A 15,530-nucleotide genomic window follows, 5' to 3' on the forward strand; every position below is an offset into this window, starting at 1 on the left:
TAACACCCCGCCACCGTGTTGACCGTGGTGTTGCTGGTCCTGGCGGCGCTCGTCGCCTGGGGGCGGTTCGGGCCGTACCCGCTCTGACGAACGCGACCGGCCCGCGCCCCGTTCAGGGGTGCGGGCCGGTGTCGCGTCCGGGTCAGCGCCCGTCGACGCCGCGGTCGCGGCGTACGGTCGCCTTGCGTCCCTTGATGGTGCTGTTGCGCAGCCCGGCGATCACCTCGTCGGCGACACCCTGCGGCACCTCCACCAGCGAGAACCGGTCGGCGATCTCGATCGAGCCGATGTCCCGGCCGCTGACCCGGGTCTCCCCGGTGATCGCGCCGACCAGGTCCTGCGGGCGGACCCCCGCCCGGCGGCCCAGACCGATGAAGACCTGCGCGGTGCCACCCGTGCGGGGCCGGCCGCCGCCGCGCCGGTCCCCACCCCGGCCGTCGTACCCGGCCCGGGGCTCCCGGGGCGGACGGACCGACACCTGCGGGATCTCCTCCTCGTCGTCGGAGCCCGGCAGGGCCGCCTCGTGGGCCAGCTTGACCGCCGCCAGCGCCACCTCCATCAGGTCGAACTCGTCCGACAGCGACTCGACGATCACCCGGAACGGGTCCAGGTCGTCCTCCAGCAGGCTCTCCCGCAGCGCCGCCTGGGTCAGCGCCAGCCGCCGGGTGCGCAGGTCGGCCACCGTCGGGATCTTGTCGATGGTGATCCGCTGGCCGGTGACCCGCTCGATGGTCTTGAGCATCCGGTGCTCCCGGGGCTCGGCCAGGGTGATCGCCACCCCCTCCCGGCCGGCCCGACCCACCCGGCCGATGCGGTGCACGTACGACTCCGGCGCGGACGGCACGTCGTAGTTGACCACGTGGGTGAGCTGCTCGACGTCCAGCCCCCGGGCCGCCACGTCGGTGGCCACCAACAGGTCGGCGGTGCCGGCACGCAGCCGCCCCATCACCCGGTCGCGCTGCTCCTGGCTCATCCCGCCGTGCAACGCCTCGGCCCGGTAGCCGCGCCCGTTCATCGTCTCGGTGAGCCGGTCCACCTCCTCCCGGCTGCGGCAGAAGACGATCGCCGCGGTCGGGGACTCCACGTCCAGCACCCGACCCAGCAGCGCCGGCTTGTGCGCCCGGCTGACGATGTAGGCGCTCTGCCGTACCCGGGGGGCCTCGCCGGCGACCGGCTGCTCCCGCCCGATCTGGATGCGCTCCGGGTCGGTCAGGTGCTGGCGGGCCAACCCGTCGATCCGGGCCGGCATGGTGGCCGAGAAGAGCACCGTCTGCCGCTGCGCGGGCGCGTGCTCCAGGATCGCCTCGATGTCCTCGGCGAAGCCCATGTCGAGCATCTCGTCGGCCTCGTCCAGCACCACCGTGGCCAGCGACCCCAACCGCAGGGTGCCCCGGGCGATGTGGTCCAGCGCCCGGCCCGGGGTCGCCACCACCACGTCCACGCCCAGGTCCAGGGCGCGCAGCTGGCGGCCGATCGGCTGGCCGCCGTAGATCGGCAGCACCCGGGCGCCCAGGTCCTTGCCGTAGCGGTGGAACGCCTCGGAGACCTGCACGGCCAGTTCCCGGGTGGGCACCAGCACCAGCGACACCGGGTCACCGCCCTGACGGTCCTGCGGCATCCGCTGCAACAGGGGCAGGGCGAACGCGGCGGTCTTGCCCGTACCGGTGGCCGCCTGCCCGAGCAGGTCCCGTCCCGACAGCAGCAGGGGGATCGCCTCCCGCTGGATCGGGGTCGGCTCCTCGTAGCCGAGCGCGGCGAGAGCGCCCAGCAGCTCGGCGCGCAGCCCGAGATCCACGAAGGCGGGCCCGCCGTCGGAGTCGTCGGGCGCGGAGAGGTCGGTCGGTGTGGGTGTGGAACTCATGACCAAAGTTTTCCATCACCCCGGTCGGGCCGTGCCGCCGACCGGCCCCACCGTGCCGACCGGCACAGCCACGCCGCCCGCCGGCTAGCCTGACGGACGTGCGTACGGTGGAACTGCTCTGCTGCCCGGCGCTGGAGCGCACGGTGCGGGCCGCCTGGGAGCGGCTGGCCGCGGCGGGGCTGCCCAGCCTGGCCCGGCACGGCCACCCGACGAACCGGCCGCACCTGACGCTGGCCGCCGTCGAGGCGTTCCCGCCCGGCGCGGCCGACCGGCTCGCCGCCCTCTTCGCCACCGCGCTGCCGCTGCCGGTCACCCTGGAGCGGGTGACGGTGCTCGACGGCAGCGCCCCGCTGGTGTGGCTGGTCCGGCCCGGCCCGGCGCTGACCGCCCTGCACGCAGCCGTCTGGGCGGCGCTGGACGGCGCGGACGGGCAGCGGCCCTGGCACGCCCCGGGGAACTGGGTGCCGCACCTGAGCCTCGCGCTGCGCTTCCGCGACCACGACCGGCGGCTGGCCCGCGCCCTGGTCGGCGGGGAGCGGCCGGCGGGCACCCTCGTGGCGGCGCGCAGCTACGACGGCGACACCCGGACCGTCCAGCCGCTGGGCGGTGACTTCCCGGCGGACTGACGGTGGTCTATGGTGGGCGGAGCGCTCCCGTCGACGGTCCATCCGACCGCCCGGCGGATCACTGCTGCGCCGGCCTGGTCGGGTGGTCACTGCCATCCCCACCGGAAGAGGCCCCATGCCCCAGCATCCCCGACGGCGTCCGGTCGCGCTCGCGGCTGCCGCCCTGCTCGCCCTCGGCGGGCTCGCGGCCGTGCCGCAGCTCGCCTCCGCCGCCCCCGACCCCGGCTCACCGGTCAAGGTCAACCAGGTCGCCTACGTGCCAGGGCTGCCCAAGCAGGCCACCGTCGTGAACTCCGCGAACTCCCCGCTGGGCTGGACGCTGCGCAACGCCGGCGGCGCCACGGTCGCCTCCGGGCAGACCACGGTACGGGGTACCGACACGCTCTCCGGCGACCCGGTGCACATCGCGGACTTCTCGGCCTACGACACCCCGGGCACCGGTTACGTGCTGTCGGTCGGCGGGAGCAACAGCTACCCGTTCGACATCTCCGCCGACCCGGTCCGTCGGCTGCGCGGCGACTCGCTGGCGTTCTTCTACCACCAGCGCAGCGGCACCCCGATCGACGCCCAGTACGTCGGTTCCCGCTACGCCCGCCCGGCCGGGCACGTCAACGTCGCCCCCAACCGGGGGGACAACAACGTGCCGTGCCGCACCTCCTGCGGTTACACCCTGGACGTGCGCGGTGGTTGGTACGACGCCGGTGACCAGGGCAAGTACGTGGTCAACGGCGGCCTGTCCACCTGGCAGCTGCAGAACATCTACGAGCGCACGCTGTACGTGAACGGGGCGGACCGCTCCGCCGTCGCCGACGGCACGCTGGCCATCCCCGAGCGCTCCAACGGGGTGCCGGACGTGCTCGACGAGGCCCGCTGGGAGTTGGAGTTCCTGCTCAAGATGCAGGTGCCGGACGGCCGGACCAACGCCGGCATGGTCCACCACAAGATCCACGACCAGAACTGGACCGCCCTGCCCACCCGTCCCGAGCTGGACAGCGAGCCCCGGCTGCTCTCCCCGGTGAGCACCGCCGCCACCCTCAACATGGCGGCGACGGCCGCCCAGGCGTCCCGGCTGTGGAAGCCGTTCGACGCCGCCTTCGCCTCCCGCGCCCTGGCCGCCGCCGAGAAGGCGTACGCTGCGGCGAAGGCGAACCCGAACCGGCTCGCCCCGGCCACCGACAACACCGGCGGCGGCGCGTACGAGGACAACACCGTCACCGACGAGTTCTACTGGGCGGCCGCGGAGCTGTACGCCACCACCGGCGCGACCGGCTACCGCAACGACCTGAGCTCCTCCCCGCACGCCCGGGGCGCGGGCTTCACCCGGGGCGCGTACGACTGGAGCTGGACGGCCGGGCTGGGCGACACCACCCTGGTGCTGGTGCCGACCGGCCTGCCCAGCGGCGACGTGAGTGCGATCCGCTCGGCGATCGTCGGCTTCGCCGACCGGATGCTCACCCAGATCGGCAACCAGGGCTACCCGGCCCCGGGCAGCGGCAACGGCACGTACTACTGGGGTTCCAACGGCGCGGTCGCCAACAACGCCAACGTGCTAGCCCTGGCCTACGACCTGACCCGCACGGCGCGGTACCGCAACGGGGCCTTCGCCGCCTACGACTACCTGCTCGGTCGCAACCCGCTCAACCAGTCCTACGTGGCCGGGTACGGCGACAAGCCGGTGCGTAACCTGCACCACCGGTTCTGGGCCAACCAGAACGACGGCTCGCTGCCCACCGCGCCGCCCGGCTCGCTCTCCGGCGGCCCGAACAGCGAGTTGCAGGACCCGGTCGTGCAGGCCCAGCTCGGTGGCTGCAAGCCGCAGAAGTGCTTCATCGACGACATCGGGGCGTACTCGGTCAACGAGGTGGCGATCAACTGGAACGCGGCGCTGGCCTGGCTGGTGCACTGGGCGTCCGAGCAGGCCGGCACCGGCAGCGGCCCGGACCCGACGCCGACGCCGACGGTGACGCCGCCGCCGACCACCACGCCGCCCCCGCCGACCACCACGCCGCCGCCCACCACCACGCCGCCGCCGACCACCACGCCGCCGCCGACCACCACGCCGCCGCCGGCCGGCGGGTGCGCGGTGACGTACTCGGCGAACAGTTGGAGTACCGGCTTCACCGGCAGCGTCACGCTGGCCAACACCAGCGCGGCGGCCTGGTCGTCGTGGCGGTTGACCTTCCGGTTCACCGGTAACCAGCAGATCAGCCAGGGCTGGTCGGGCCGGTTCAGCCAGAGCGGCAGCGAGGTCACGGTGACCAACGAGAGCTACAACGGCGCGGTCGCGCCGAACGGCTCGGTCAACCTCGGCTTCAACGCCACCTACAGCGGCACCAACGCGACCCCGACCGGGTTCGCCGTGAACGGGACGGCCTGTACCCTGCGCTGACCGACGCCCGCCCCGGGCCGCCCGTCGCACCCCGACGGGCGGCCCGGTCACGGTCCCGCACCGGCCCCGGCCGCTGCGGGACCGGGCGACGCCGCTCGCCGCGTGTCGCCCTTCGGGGGGTGTGGGAGGAATGCTAGGTCTCCACCGGTTCACCACGGTTACGGTGCTCTCAGGTTCATCCGCACCGTGTCGCACCGGGAGAGGACCGACCATGCGCGTGCCCAGCCGAAGCCCCGGCCCCCGACCCGGCGTCACCCCGCCCGCCCCGGCCCGGCGGACGCCCGCCCCGACCCGTCCCGTCCGGTCGGCCGCCCCCGACCTCGACGCCTACCGGCAGGCGGTCGCCGAGCTGCTGGTCGAGGTCGGCGCGCTCGCCGGGACCGCCGGCACCGCCGCCCGTCAGGTGCTGCTCGACCAGCGGCTGCGCGAGCCGGCGATCGCCGACGTGCTCGACGCCACCGGGCAGGGGGTGCTGGGCGCCCGGGAGACCCTGCTGCTGGAACTGGCGCGTCACCAACCCGACCGGCCCGCCCCGGGCCCCGACCTGACCGCCCTGGTCCGGATCTACCTGCTGTCCCGCATCGACCTGATGTGGTGGCGGGACACGACGGCACTGGCGACCGACGAGCAGGCCGACACGCACCCCGACCTGATCGACCTGGAATGGCTGCGCCGCCGTGGTCTGCTCGGCTTCCGCTATCGGGAACAGCCGGCCGGCGTCCTGCGCCGGGGGGTGCGCGCCGTCCGGGGCCGGCTGCTGCCGGAGACCGCCCCGCCCACCGCCGGGGTACCGTTGCGCCGGACCCGCCGGGAGGTCGTCGCGCTCCTCAACGACCTGGCCCGGGAGTTCGCCCGGTCCGCCCCGCCCGGGACCCCGCCGCTGTGGGTGACCAACCTGGCCAACAGCGCCGAACACCGCTACCGGCTGCGCCGGCTCGGCCAGCCGGCCATGCTGCCCAGCGGCCACTGCCTCGGCTGGGCGGTGGACGTGGAACTGGCCTGGTACGCCCGGTTCGGCGCGCGGGACGTGCTGGCCGAGATCCTGCTGGCCCGGCAGGCCGCCGGTGAACTGAACGTCATCGACGAGGGGCCTGACTGGCACGTCTGCCTGGCTCCGGCCGCCCGCGCCCGGCTGCGCTCGGCGTACGAGGCCGAGATGGGGATCTGACGGCCCCGCCGTCGGGTCAGCCGGCGACCAGCAGGGCGAGCACCGCGGCGAGGGTGCCGAGCACCGCGACCACGGCGCTGGTCGCCACGAACCGGCGCAGCGGCACGGTCACCCCGGCGGCCCGGCACCGCTCGAACCACAGCAGGGTCGCCAGGGACGCCCACGGCACCGCCAACGGCCCCACGTTGGTGCCGATCAGCAGCGCCAGCAGCCGGGTCTCGTCACCGGGTGGGAGCACCGCCTCGCCGGCCAGGTAGGCGGGCAGGTTGTTGACCAGGTTGGCCAGCAGCGCCCCGGTGCCCCCGGCGCGCAGCGCCCCCGCCGTGCCACCGGCCTCCCCGAGCAGCACGGACACCAGATCGTCGAGCCCGTGCCGGCCGAGGGTCTGCACCACCAGGAACAGGCCGGTCACGAAGACCAGCAGCCGCCAGGGCAGCAGCGCCGGGCGCAGGGTCCGCCGGGACCGGACCGCGAAGCCGGCCACCACCAGCCCGGCGGCGACGGCGGCGGCCACCCCGATCTCCACCCCGACCAGGATGCCCGCGACGAACAGCAGGCAGCCGGCGGCCGCCGTGCCGAACAGCAGGCGGTCGGGCGGCCGGTGCGGCGGGGGAGGGGTGAACCGGTCGACGTCGCGCCGCCCCCGCCGCCAGTACCACAACCACAACCCCGCCATGGTCACCCCGATCGTCGCGAGCTGCGGCAACGCCATCCGGGCCGCGTACGCCGCCGGGGCCAGCGCGATCCGGTCGGCGGCGAGCAGGTTGGTCAGGTTCGACACGGGCAGCAGCAGGCTCGCGGTGTTGGCCAGCCAGACGGTGGTCATCGCCAACGGTCCCGGGGTGACGTCCAGCTTGCGGGCCAGCGCGATCATCACCGGGGTGAGCAGGACCGCGGTGGTGTCCAGGTTGAGGGTGATGGTGGTGAGCGAGGCGAACCCGACGCAGAGCAGGAACAGGCCGGCGAAGCTACCCCGGGCGGTGATCGCCAGCCGGGTGGCCAGCACGTCGAACACCCCGGCGACGGCGGTCAGTTCGGCGAGCACCACCACCGCGCCGAGGAAGAGCAGCAGCGGCAGGATGCGGTGCAGGGTGGCCTCGGCGTCGGCCCGGGGGAGCAGGCCGGTGACCACCGCGCCGAGCCCCAGCAGGGCCAGCCCGATCGCCACCTGATCCAGCGGGTGCAGCCGCAACCTGCGGGGCCGCTCGGTCGGTACGGGCGGGGTCCCGCCGGCAGGTGTCACGGCGGATGATCCTCGCACAGCCGGCCCGGCTGCGACGCCGGTTGGCCGCAACTGCCCGCCAGGCGACCCCGTGCCGTCGGACCCGACATCGACGTCCGCGGTTACCGCCACGGTGGACATCCCGGCACCGCTGCCCTAGCGTTCAGGAGATATGCGCAGGATGCTGCTGGGGGCCGGACTGGCCCTGTCGCTCGTCGCCACCGGCTGTGCCCAGGCCACCCCGACGGATCGGGCCACCCCGACGGATCGGGCCACCCCGACGGAGTCGACCCGGACCGGCCCTGCGTCGGCGTCGGCGAGCCCGCCGCGCGCCTCCCGGCAGGACCCGGAGCAGGCCCGGCGGACGCTGGACAGCCTGCGCAAGGTCGACGACCTGCCGCTCTACGAGATGACCTACGTCGGCGGCTACGACCCGACGGTGGGCACCGACGCCCGGCCGGACACCGGCCCGTTCGGCTGCTCCCTGTTCGCCGCCTCCGGTGACCCGGCCCGACCGTTGTTCGCCCGCAACTTCGACTGGGACGCCAACCCGGCGATGGTGCTGCGCACCGACCCCCCCGAGGGGTACGCCTCGGTCTCCCTGGTCGACCTGTCCTACCTGGGGGTGGGCCCGGACCCGACCGGTGACCGCCGGCTGCTCGACGCGCCGCTGCTGCCCTTCGACGGGATGAACGAGCGGGGGCTGGCCGTCGGGCTGGCCGCCGACGACACCGCGACGGCGAAGCCGGTTCCGGGCCGGCCCACGGTCGGGTCGGTGCGCATCCTGCGGCTGGTGCTGGACCGGGCGGCCACGGTGGACGAGGCGGTGGCGATGTTCGGCCGGCACAACCTCGACTTCGACGGCGGGCCGCCGCTGCACTACCTGCTCGCCGACGCGGGCGGCCGGTCGGCGGTGGTCGAGTTCGTCGACGGGACGATGCGGGTGCAGCGGGGGCAGGGGCGGTGGCAGGCACTGACCAACGTGCCGGTGGTCGACGTACCCGAGCAGCAGCGTCGCCGCGACCACCGGTACGGCGTCCTGGCGACGGCGCTGGACGCGGCCGACGGCCGGGTGGACCCGGCGGCGGCGCTGCGGCTGTTGGGCCAGGTCCGGCAGGGGCACACCCGCTGGTCGGTGACGTACGGGCTGCGCGACGGTGAGGTCCGGCTGGTTCCCGTGGCCGGTGGCGGTCAGGAGCGCCGCTACCGGTTGCCGATCCGCTGACCCCTCACCCGACAAACGGCCCGGCCCCCCGACGCGCGGGGGCCGGGCCGTCGCCGGTCGGCACTACCAGCTGAGGTAGCCGGCCTGGGTCTGCGCGTTCAGTTCGGGCACCCGGACCAGGTCGGCCGTCCAGGTCCGCCAGTCGTTGAGCTTCAGCACGTCCAGGCCCTTCTGGATGTCGCTGGAGTAGATGTGCCCGTTGTAGTAGTACGTCGACCAGGCGCCGCCGGTGGTGAGTTGGGTGTCCGACAGCGGCCCGCGCTCCCAGAAGCCGATCTCCTTCGGGCGGGTCGAGTCGGTGAAGTCCCAGACCGAGACCCCGCCCTGGTACCAGGCCTGCACCATGATGTCCTTGCCGAGGACGGGGATCAGCGAGCCGTTGTGGGCCACGCAGTTCTCGGTGTCGGCGTTGGTCCGGGGGATCTTGTAGTAGCTGCGGAAGACCATCGTGCGGGCGTCACCCCGGCCGGTGATGTCGTAGACGGCGTCCGCGCCCCGGTTCGGGCCGACGACCTCGTTGCAGGTGGCCGCGCCGCCGCCGCCGAGTTCGTCGGTGAACACCACCTTGGTCCCGGCGTTGTTGAACGTCGCCGAGTGCCAGAACGCGAAGTTGACCGTGTCCCGCACCCGGTTGATCACCCGGGGCGCCTCCCGGTTGCGGATGTCCAGCAGGACGCCGTCACCCATGCACGCGCCGGCGGCCAGGTCCTTGGCCGGGTAGGCGGTGATGTCGTGGCAACCGGTGGTGGCCGAGGTCTGCCCGGGGATGCCCTCGTAGCCACCGTCGGGGAAGAGGTTCGGGGTGGCCACCACGGTCGCCTCGGTGGGCTTGTGCACCGGGACCTTCACGATGGAGATCGAGTCGTGCGGCGGTTGGCAGTCGGGGAAGTCGGCCCGTGGGCTGTACGACGACACGTACAGGTAGACCGTCCTGCGGTCCTTGCCGGGGACGAGGGTGTGGGTGTGTGAGCCGCAGGCGGTCTCCACCGACTTGATGTAGCGCGGGTTGGCCTTGTCGCTGATGTCGAAGACCTTGATGCCCTCCCATGACTCCTTCACCGTCGCCGGTTGGCTCGCGCTGGCGCACGAGTCGTCGGTGCGCGACGAGTCGGTGGAGAGGAAGAGCAGGTCGCCGTAGACGGAGATGTCGTTCTGCGAGCCGGGGCAGAGCACCTGCGACACGATCTTCGGGGCGCTGGGCCGGGCGATGTCGTAGACGACGAAGCCGTTGTAGTTGCCGACGAAGGCGTACCGGCCCTGGAAGGCCATGTCGGTGCCGAGCGCGCTGGTGGTGTCGAACGGCGCCTGCTTGGGCAGGTTGGCGACCTGACGCAGGTTGGGGCTGCTGGAGATCTCGTCGACGGCGAGGCCGGAAGCCGCCGGCGTCCCGCCCTGGGTCGCGGTGGCCGGTGCGGCGACGCCCGCCGGGCTGGTGGCGACGCTCGCCACCATCAGGCCGGCGGCGACCACGCTGACGATCTTCAACTGCCGTGCTCGGGGCAGGGAGAACCTGATCATCGGCGGAACCCTTCGAAAGGGGACGATGCGTACCAGGCACCTTACCGGGCAGTGATGAAAGTTGATGTGATTCGCATCACATCTATCGGTGGCAGTGAATGGATACGATCGCGGCGACCTCGACCGGAGGGGGAGTCGCATGACCGGCCGACGTGGGCGCATCCTGCTCGCCGTCACAGTCGTCGCCGCCGTCGCGGTGCCGGTCGGGCTGGCCCTGCGCCCCGACGCACCGCCGACCCCGACGGCGTCCGCCCCCACGACGACGCCGACCGCGACCGGGTCGCCCGACACCCCGGGGGTGATCGTGCCCGGCCGGCCGGGGGAGCCGGCCGCGACCCGGCCGGCGCAGGAGGTCCGCGCCCCCGGCATCCCCCGGTACAACACCCCCGACGTCTGGTTCGTGCGGATGATGATCCCGCACCACCAACAGGCCCTCCAGATGGCCGAGCTGGCCCCCGACCGGGCCGCCAGCGCCCAGGTCAAGGCGATCGCCGCCCGGATCAGGGGCACCCAGGAGCCGGAGCTCGGCCTGCTGCGCGGCTGGCTCGCCGCCCGGGGCTTGGCCGCCGTGGAGCCCGGCCACGACCACGGCCGGATGCCGGGCATGCAGACCCCCGAGGCGCTCCGGCAGCTCACCGACGCCCGCGGCGTCACCTTCGACCGGCTCTTCGTCCAGCTGATGACCACTCACCACACCGGCGCGGTGGAAATGGCCACCCAGCTGCTCTCCGCCGGCGTCGACCAGCAGCTCAACGAGTTCGCCAACGCGGTGGCGACCGAACAGACCGTCGAGATCGCCCGGCTGCGCGAGCTGGTCTGAGCCCCGGTCGACCCACGGGCCCGCATCGACCCCGAACGGGGCACTACGCTCGGTCACCGTGAGCCGTACCCTCTTCGGTCGCCCGCTGCGCAGCGTCGCCTTCGACGTCTGCGTCAGCGCGCTGGTGGTGCTCTTCACACTGGTCACGGCGGCGGCCCAGCCCGGCCTGTCGGCCCAACCAGGTGGCTGGCCGTCCGCGCTGGTCGGCCTGGGCATGGCGGTGGCCCTGCTGTTCCGGCGCGGCCACCCGTCGCTGGTCGCGACGGTCGTCGCCGGGCTGGCGTTGATCCAGGTGGTCGCGGGCTGGGGGCCGCTGGCCTACGACGTCGCCGTGCTCATCGCCCTCTACAGCGTGGTCAAGTACGCCGACCGGCTGCGCGACGGCATGCTGGCCGGGGTCGTCGCCGCCGTCGGGGTGCTGCTGGCCGCCTCGCAGGCCCGGACCGCCGTCGCCTGGTGGGGCCCGGCGATCTACTTCGGCCTGATCACCGGCGGGGTGTGGCTGGCCGCGCTGAACGTCCGCACCCGCCGCCTCTACGTGCTCAGCCTGGAGGAGCGGGCGGCCACCCTGGAACGGGAACGCGAGGCCGAGGCCCGCGCGGCCGTGGTCGGGGAACGCGCCCGGATCGCCCGCGAGCTGCACGACGTGGTGGCGCACAGCATGGCGGTGATGATCGTGCAGGCCGACGGGGCCCGGCTGATGTTCGACCGGGACCCGGACACCGCCAGGAACGCGGTCAAGGTGGTGGCCGACACCGGCCGGCAGGCCCTGGAGGAGATGCGCCGGCTCGTCGACGTGCTGCGCGAGCCCGACCCGCCGGAGCCGACGACCGGCCCCGGCGCGGACACCCCCGGCACCGAACCGGAACGCCGCCGCGCCACCGTCGCCGAACTGCCCGCGTTGGTGGGCCGGTTCCGCGACGCCGGCCTGCTGGTCGGGTACCGGGCCGGGGAGGTGCCGGCCGCCCTGCCACCCGGGCTCGACCTGACCGTCTACCGGGTGGTGCAGGAGGCCCTGACCAACACCCTCAAGCACGCCGGGGTCGGCGCGCACGCCACGGTCGTGCTCGGCGTCGACGACGGGCTGGTGGTCCGGGTGACCGACGACGGGCGTGGCCGGCCACCGGCCCGGCCGGCCCCCTCCGGCGGGCACGGCCTGGTCGGCATGCGCGAGCGGGTCGGCGTGTACGACGGCCGCCTCACCGCCGGCCCCCGCACCGGTGGCGGGTGGCAGGTCGAGGTACGGCTGCCGCTACCGTCGACCCCGGAGGCGGAGGTGATCGCGGCATGACCGTACGAGTGGTGATCGTGGACGACCAGGCGCTGGTCCGGGCCGGCTTCCGGATGGTGCTCGACTCCCAACCCGACCTGGCCGTGGTCGGCGAGGCGATCGACGGGGCGGACGCGCTGCGGGTGCTGGGCCGGGTCGAGGCCGACGTGGTGGTGATGGACCTGCGGATGCCGACCATGGACGGGGTGGAGGCGACCCGCCGGATCTGTGCCGCCTCCACCGACGGCCGGCCCCGGGTGCTGGTGCTCACCACCTTCGACACCGAGGCGGACGCGTTCGCCGCGCTGCGCGCCGGGGCCAGCGGGTTCCTGCTCAAGAACGTGCCGCCGGAGGAACTGCTGGCGGCCATCCGGGTGGTCGCCGAGGGCGACTCGGTGGTCGCCCCGTCGATCACCCGCCGGCTGCTCGACCGGTTCGCCGACCGGCTCGGCCCGGCCCCCGCGCAGGACCCGCGACTGGCCCAGCTCACCGACCGGGAACGGGAGATCCTGCTGCTGGTCGCGCAGGGGCTGGCCAACGCCGAGATCGCCGCCCGGGTGCACGTCGCCGAGGCGACAGTGAAGACCCACGTCGGGCGGATCCTGGCCAAGCTCCAGCTCCGCGACCGGGTCCAGGTGGTGGTCCTGGCGTACGAGAGCGGCCTGGTCACCCCGGGCGGCTGAACCCGGGGTACGACCTGGGTCGTACGGGTCACCCCGGTCGGGGTCGACCTGTGGCGCAGCCGGGTCGCGCGTGCGGGTGGACGCGGGCCGCCGGGGCGCTGCCTAGCGTCGGAGGGGACCCGTACCACGCCGACCGGGAGTCCCCATGTCCGTCCTTGCCGCGCCCCGCCCACCCCGCCGTCCCGCAGCTCCCCGGGCCGGCCGCCGCCGGTGGGGGCGGTGACCGGGATGTGGCGGTTGACCCTGCGTACGCTGCGCGCGGACGCGCTGCGCCTGCTGCTCTCCTCGGTGGCGATCGTGCTCGGTGTCGCCTTCGTCGCCGGCACGCTGATGCTCACCGACGGCATGCAGGCCGGGGCGTACGAGCGGGCCGGCGCCTTCGACAGGCACACCGACCTGGGCGTCTACGCCGACCGGACCACCCTGCCGCCGTCCCTGGTCGACCGGGTGCGCACGGTCGACGGGGTGGCCGAGGCAGCCGGGGAGCTGACCGCCCTCGTCGGGGTGGTCGGCATCGACGGCCGGCCGGTGCCCGGTGTCGGGATGCTCGCCGCGATCCCCACCGGACCCGCGTTGCGCTCCTACCACGTGGTCGCCGGTCGGCTGCCCGACCGTCCCGGCGAGGTGGTCCTCGACGCGCCCACGGTCGCCGCGCAGGGGTTCACGCTCGGCGGCCCGGTCGGCGTCGGCGGCGCGACCGACGCGGCCCGCCCGTACACCCTGGTCGGTACGGTCGACGTGGCCGGCAGCACGCGCGACGTCGGCGGCCCGTTCGTCGGGGTGGTCGGCACGGACGCGCTGGCCGTCAGCGGGAAACCGGGCTACGACCGGATCATGGTGGCCGCCGCCCCGGGGACGGCCGCACCGGCGCTGGCCGACCGGGTGGCCGCCGTGGCCGGTGGGGACGCCACGGTGAAGTCGCGGCAGCGCATCCTCGACGAGGCCGTCGAGGACGGGGTGCGTGACCTCGACCAGTTCCGCCTGGTGCTGCTCGTCTTCGCCGGGGTGGCGGTGGTGGTGGCGGGGTTCGTCATCGCCAACACCTTCGCCATCGTGCTCGCCCAGCGGACCCGGCGGACCGCGCTGCTGCGGCTGGTGGGGGCCCGTCGGGGGCAGGTCTTCCGGGCCGCCGTGCTGGAGGCGGCGGCGCTCGGGCTGGCCGGCTCGGCCCTCGGGGTGGTGTTCGGGGTCGGGCTGGCCGCCGGGGCGGCGGCCCTGGTGCCCCGGCTCGACCTGCCGCTTTCCGCCGCCGGCCTGACGGTGACCGCCCGGACGGTCGGGGTCAGCCTGCTGCTCGGCACCCTGATCACCGTCGGGTCCGCGCTGCTGCCCGCCTGGCAGGGCACCCGGGTGCCGCCGGTGGCCGCCCTCACCGCCGCCGCCGGGCACCCGGCCCGGGGTGCCGGGCGGGTCCGGCTGACCCTCGGCGCGCTGGTCGGCCTGGCCGGTATCGCCGCGCTGGCCGGGGCCGCCGCCGTCGGGCAGATCGTCCTGGTCGCCGTGGGTGGGGTGCTGTCCTTCTTCGGGATCGTCCTGTTCGGTCCGCTGCTGGTGCCGGTGCTGGTCCGGTTGCTCGGCCGGCCCCTGCGGCCGGTGTTCGGGGCCACCGCCGCGCTCGCCGTGGCCAACGCGGCCCGCAACCCGCGCCGGGTGTCGGCGACCGCCACCGCCCTGGTGATCGGCATCGGGTTGGTCTCGGCGTTCGTGGTCGGCGCCGGCAGCGTCAAGGTGGGTATCGAGCGGGCGGTCGACGCCCGCATCGGCGTCGACTTCGTGGTCACCGGCGTCGGTGTGGAGCTGCCCGCCCCGCTCGCCGGGGAACTGGCCGCCCGACCCGAGGTGGGGGTGGTGCACGAGCACCGCAACCGGGTCGTCGACGGCGTCGAACTGCGGTCGGCGCACCCGGCGCTGGCCCGGCGTACCGTCGACGGGGTCGACGCCGGGGACGTCGCGGACCTGCGGCCGGGGTCGGTGCTGGTGCACCGCGAACTGGCCGCCGCCCGGGGCTGGCGGGTGGGGTCGACGGTCACCGTCGGCGGGCGTCCGTTCCGGGTGGCCGCCGTGGTCGCCGCCGACGGCCCCACGTCGCAGGGGGTGCCCGCCGGGCACGTGGTCGACCTGGCCGACAGCGACTTCACCGCGCTCTACCCCGACGAACGCGGCCAGCTGGCCGAGGTCGAGCCGGCCGACGGGGTGTCCGCCGCGCAGGCCCGCGCCGCCATCGGGACGGTGCTCGCCCGGTACCCGACGGTGAACCTGCTGGACCAGGCGGCCTACAAGAAGATGCTCACCGGCACGGTGGACATGCTGCTCGCCTTCGTCACCGCGCTGCTCGGCCTGGCCGTGGTGATCGCCCTGGTCGGTGTCGCGAACACGCTCAGCCTCGCGGTGGTGGAACGGACCCGGGAGAACGCCGTGCTGCGCGCCGTGGGGCTGTCCCGGGGGCGGATGCGTCTGCTGCTGGCCATCGAGGCGGTGCTGACCGCCCTGGTCGGTGCGTTGCTGGGCACCGCGCTGGGGGTGGCGGTGAGTGCCGGCACGGTGGCCTTCGTCGCCCGGCTCGGTGGCGGCTTCACGCTGGTGCTGCCCTGGGGCCGGCTCGGGCTGACCCTCGCCGTGGCGGTGCTGGCCGCGCTGGCCGCCTCGGTGCTGCCGGCCCGGCGTGCCCTGGCCCGCCCGGTGGTCGAGGCGCTCGGCGAGCAGTGACCCCGGCCGTCGCCCCGCCGCCCGGCCTGCCCGCCGGACGGC

11 protein-coding genes are annotated in these 15,530 nt (G+C 74.6%); 8 read left to right on the top strand and 3 right to left on the bottom strand.

Going from position 1 to position 15,530, the window contains the following annotated elements:
- Positions 1 to 142: 142 nt before the first annotated feature.
- The gene (locus tag ACN260_RS12850) at positions 143 to 1,861 is read right to left on the bottom strand and encodes a DEAD/DEAH box helicase (protein WP_422756176.1); all 1,719 of its coding nucleotides are present in this window, start codon (positions 1,859 to 1,861) and stop codon (positions 143 to 145) included.
- Positions 1,862 to 1,959: 98 nt separating this feature from the next.
- Between ACN260_RS12850 and ACN260_RS12855 the strand changes: the two genes are divergently transcribed.
- The 3 genes from ACN260_RS12855 to ACN260_RS12865 all read left to right on the top strand — a co-directional run bounded on the left by ACN260_RS12855 (position 1,960) and on the right by ACN260_RS12865 (position 6,044).
- Positions 1,960 to 2,487 (top strand): 2'-5' RNA ligase family protein, encoded by a 528-nt coding sequence (locus tag ACN260_RS12855; protein ID WP_422756177.1) that lies wholly within the window; start codon positions 1,960 to 1,962, stop codon positions 2,485 to 2,487.
- Positions 2,488 to 2,602: 115 nt separating this feature from the next.
- Positions 2,603 to 4,876, top strand: a complete 2,274-nt coding sequence (locus tag ACN260_RS12860) for a glycoside hydrolase family 9 protein (protein ID WP_422756178.1) — start codon at positions 2,603 to 2,605, stop codon at positions 4,874 to 4,876.
- A gap of 211 nt (positions 4,877 to 5,087) precedes the next feature.
- Positions 5,088 to 6,044, top strand: coding sequence for a hypothetical protein (locus ACN260_RS12865; RefSeq protein ID WP_422756179.1), 957 nt, complete (start codon positions 5,088 to 5,090; stop codon positions 6,042 to 6,044).
- A 16-nt stretch (positions 6,045 to 6,060) separates the two neighbouring features.
- On the opposite strand, the gene ACN260_RS12870 is transcribed toward ACN260_RS12865, so the two are convergent.
- Complete coding sequence (locus ACN260_RS12870; RefSeq protein WP_422756180.1) at positions 6,061 to 7,287, bottom strand: SLC13 family permease; 1,227 nt, start codon at positions 7,285 to 7,287, stop codon at positions 6,061 to 6,063.
- Positions 7,288 to 7,438: 151 nt separating this feature from the next.
- Here ACN260_RS12870 and ACN260_RS12875 point away from each other — a divergent pair, with 151 nt between their 5' ends.
- Positions 7,439 to 8,491 (top strand): linear amide C-N hydrolase, encoded by a 1,053-nt coding sequence (locus tag ACN260_RS12875; RefSeq protein WP_422756181.1) that lies wholly within the window; start codon positions 7,439 to 7,441, stop codon positions 8,489 to 8,491.
- A 63-nt stretch (positions 8,492 to 8,554) separates the two neighbouring features.
- On the opposite strand, the gene ACN260_RS12880 is transcribed toward ACN260_RS12875, so the two are convergent.
- Positions 8,555 to 9,943: an LVIVD repeat-containing protein gene (locus ACN260_RS12880; protein ID WP_422756705.1), complete on the bottom strand. Its 1,389-nt coding sequence runs from the start codon at positions 9,941 to 9,943 to the stop codon at positions 8,555 to 8,557.
- Between the two features lie 205 nt (positions 9,944 to 10,148).
- Between ACN260_RS12880 and ACN260_RS12885 the strand changes: the two genes are divergently transcribed.
- From ACN260_RS12885 to ACN260_RS12900, 4 genes are all read left to right on the top strand, one after another.
- Positions 10,149 to 10,829, top strand: a complete 681-nt coding sequence (locus ACN260_RS12885) for a DUF305 domain-containing protein (RefSeq protein WP_422756182.1) — start codon at positions 10,149 to 10,151, stop codon at positions 10,827 to 10,829.
- 58 nt (positions 10,830 to 10,887) lie between these two features.
- Positions 10,888 to 12,120, top strand: a complete 1,233-nt coding sequence (locus ACN260_RS12890; RefSeq protein WP_422756183.1) for a sensor histidine kinase — start codon at positions 10,888 to 10,890, stop codon at positions 12,118 to 12,120.
- Positions 12,117 to 12,782 (top strand): response regulator, encoded by a 666-nt coding sequence (locus tag ACN260_RS12895; RefSeq protein ID WP_204960658.1) that lies wholly within the window; start codon positions 12,117 to 12,119, stop codon positions 12,780 to 12,782. The genes ACN260_RS12890 and ACN260_RS12895 overlap by 4 nt, the downstream gene beginning before the upstream one ends.
- Before the next feature lie 228 nt (positions 12,783 to 13,010).
- Positions 13,011 to 15,488 carry an FtsX-like permease family protein gene (locus tag ACN260_RS12900; RefSeq protein ID WP_422756706.1) on the top strand — a complete coding sequence of 826 codons (2,478 nt, stop codon included), beginning with the start codon at positions 13,011 to 13,013 and terminating at the stop codon, positions 15,486 to 15,488.
- The last annotated feature ends 42 nt before the right edge of the window (positions 15,489 to 15,530 follow it).

It is taken from the genome of Micromonospora sp. WMMD708, from assembly GCF_049315245.1.
Taxonomy (GTDB): Bacteria; Actinomycetota; Actinomycetes; order Mycobacteriales; family Micromonosporaceae; genus Micromonospora; species Micromonospora wenchangensis.

Excerpts from the sequence above, each read along its gene's own strand:
- ACN260_RS12880 (WP_422756705.1), bottom strand. The coding sequence starts at position 9,943 with ATGGTGGCGAGCGTCGCCACCAGCCCGGCGGGCGTCGCCGCACCGGCC.
- ACN260_RS12885 (WP_422756182.1), top strand. The coding sequence starts at position 10,149 with ATGACCGGCCGACGTGGGCGCATCCTGCTCGCCGTCACAGTCGTCGCC.
- ACN260_RS12865 (WP_422756179.1), top strand. The coding sequence starts at position 5,088 with ATGCGCGTGCCCAGCCGAAGCCCCGGCCCCCGACCCGGCGTCACCCCG.
- ACN260_RS12875 (WP_422756181.1), top strand. The coding sequence starts at position 7,439 with ATGCGCAGGATGCTGCTGGGGGCCGGACTGGCCCTGTCGCTCGTCGCC.
- ACN260_RS12850 (WP_422756176.1), bottom strand. The coding sequence starts at position 1,861 with ATGAGTTCCACACCCACACCGACCGACCTCTCCGCGCCCGACGACTCC.
- ACN260_RS12900 (WP_422756706.1), top strand. The coding sequence starts at position 13,011 with ATGTGGCGGTTGACCCTGCGTACGCTGCGCGCGGACGCGCTGCGCCTG.
- ACN260_RS12860 (WP_422756178.1), top strand. The coding sequence starts at position 2,603 with ATGCCCCAGCATCCCCGACGGCGTCCGGTCGCGCTCGCGGCTGCCGCC.
- ACN260_RS12895 (WP_204960658.1), top strand. The coding sequence starts at position 12,117 with ATGACCGTACGAGTGGTGATCGTGGACGACCAGGCGCTGGTCCGGGCC.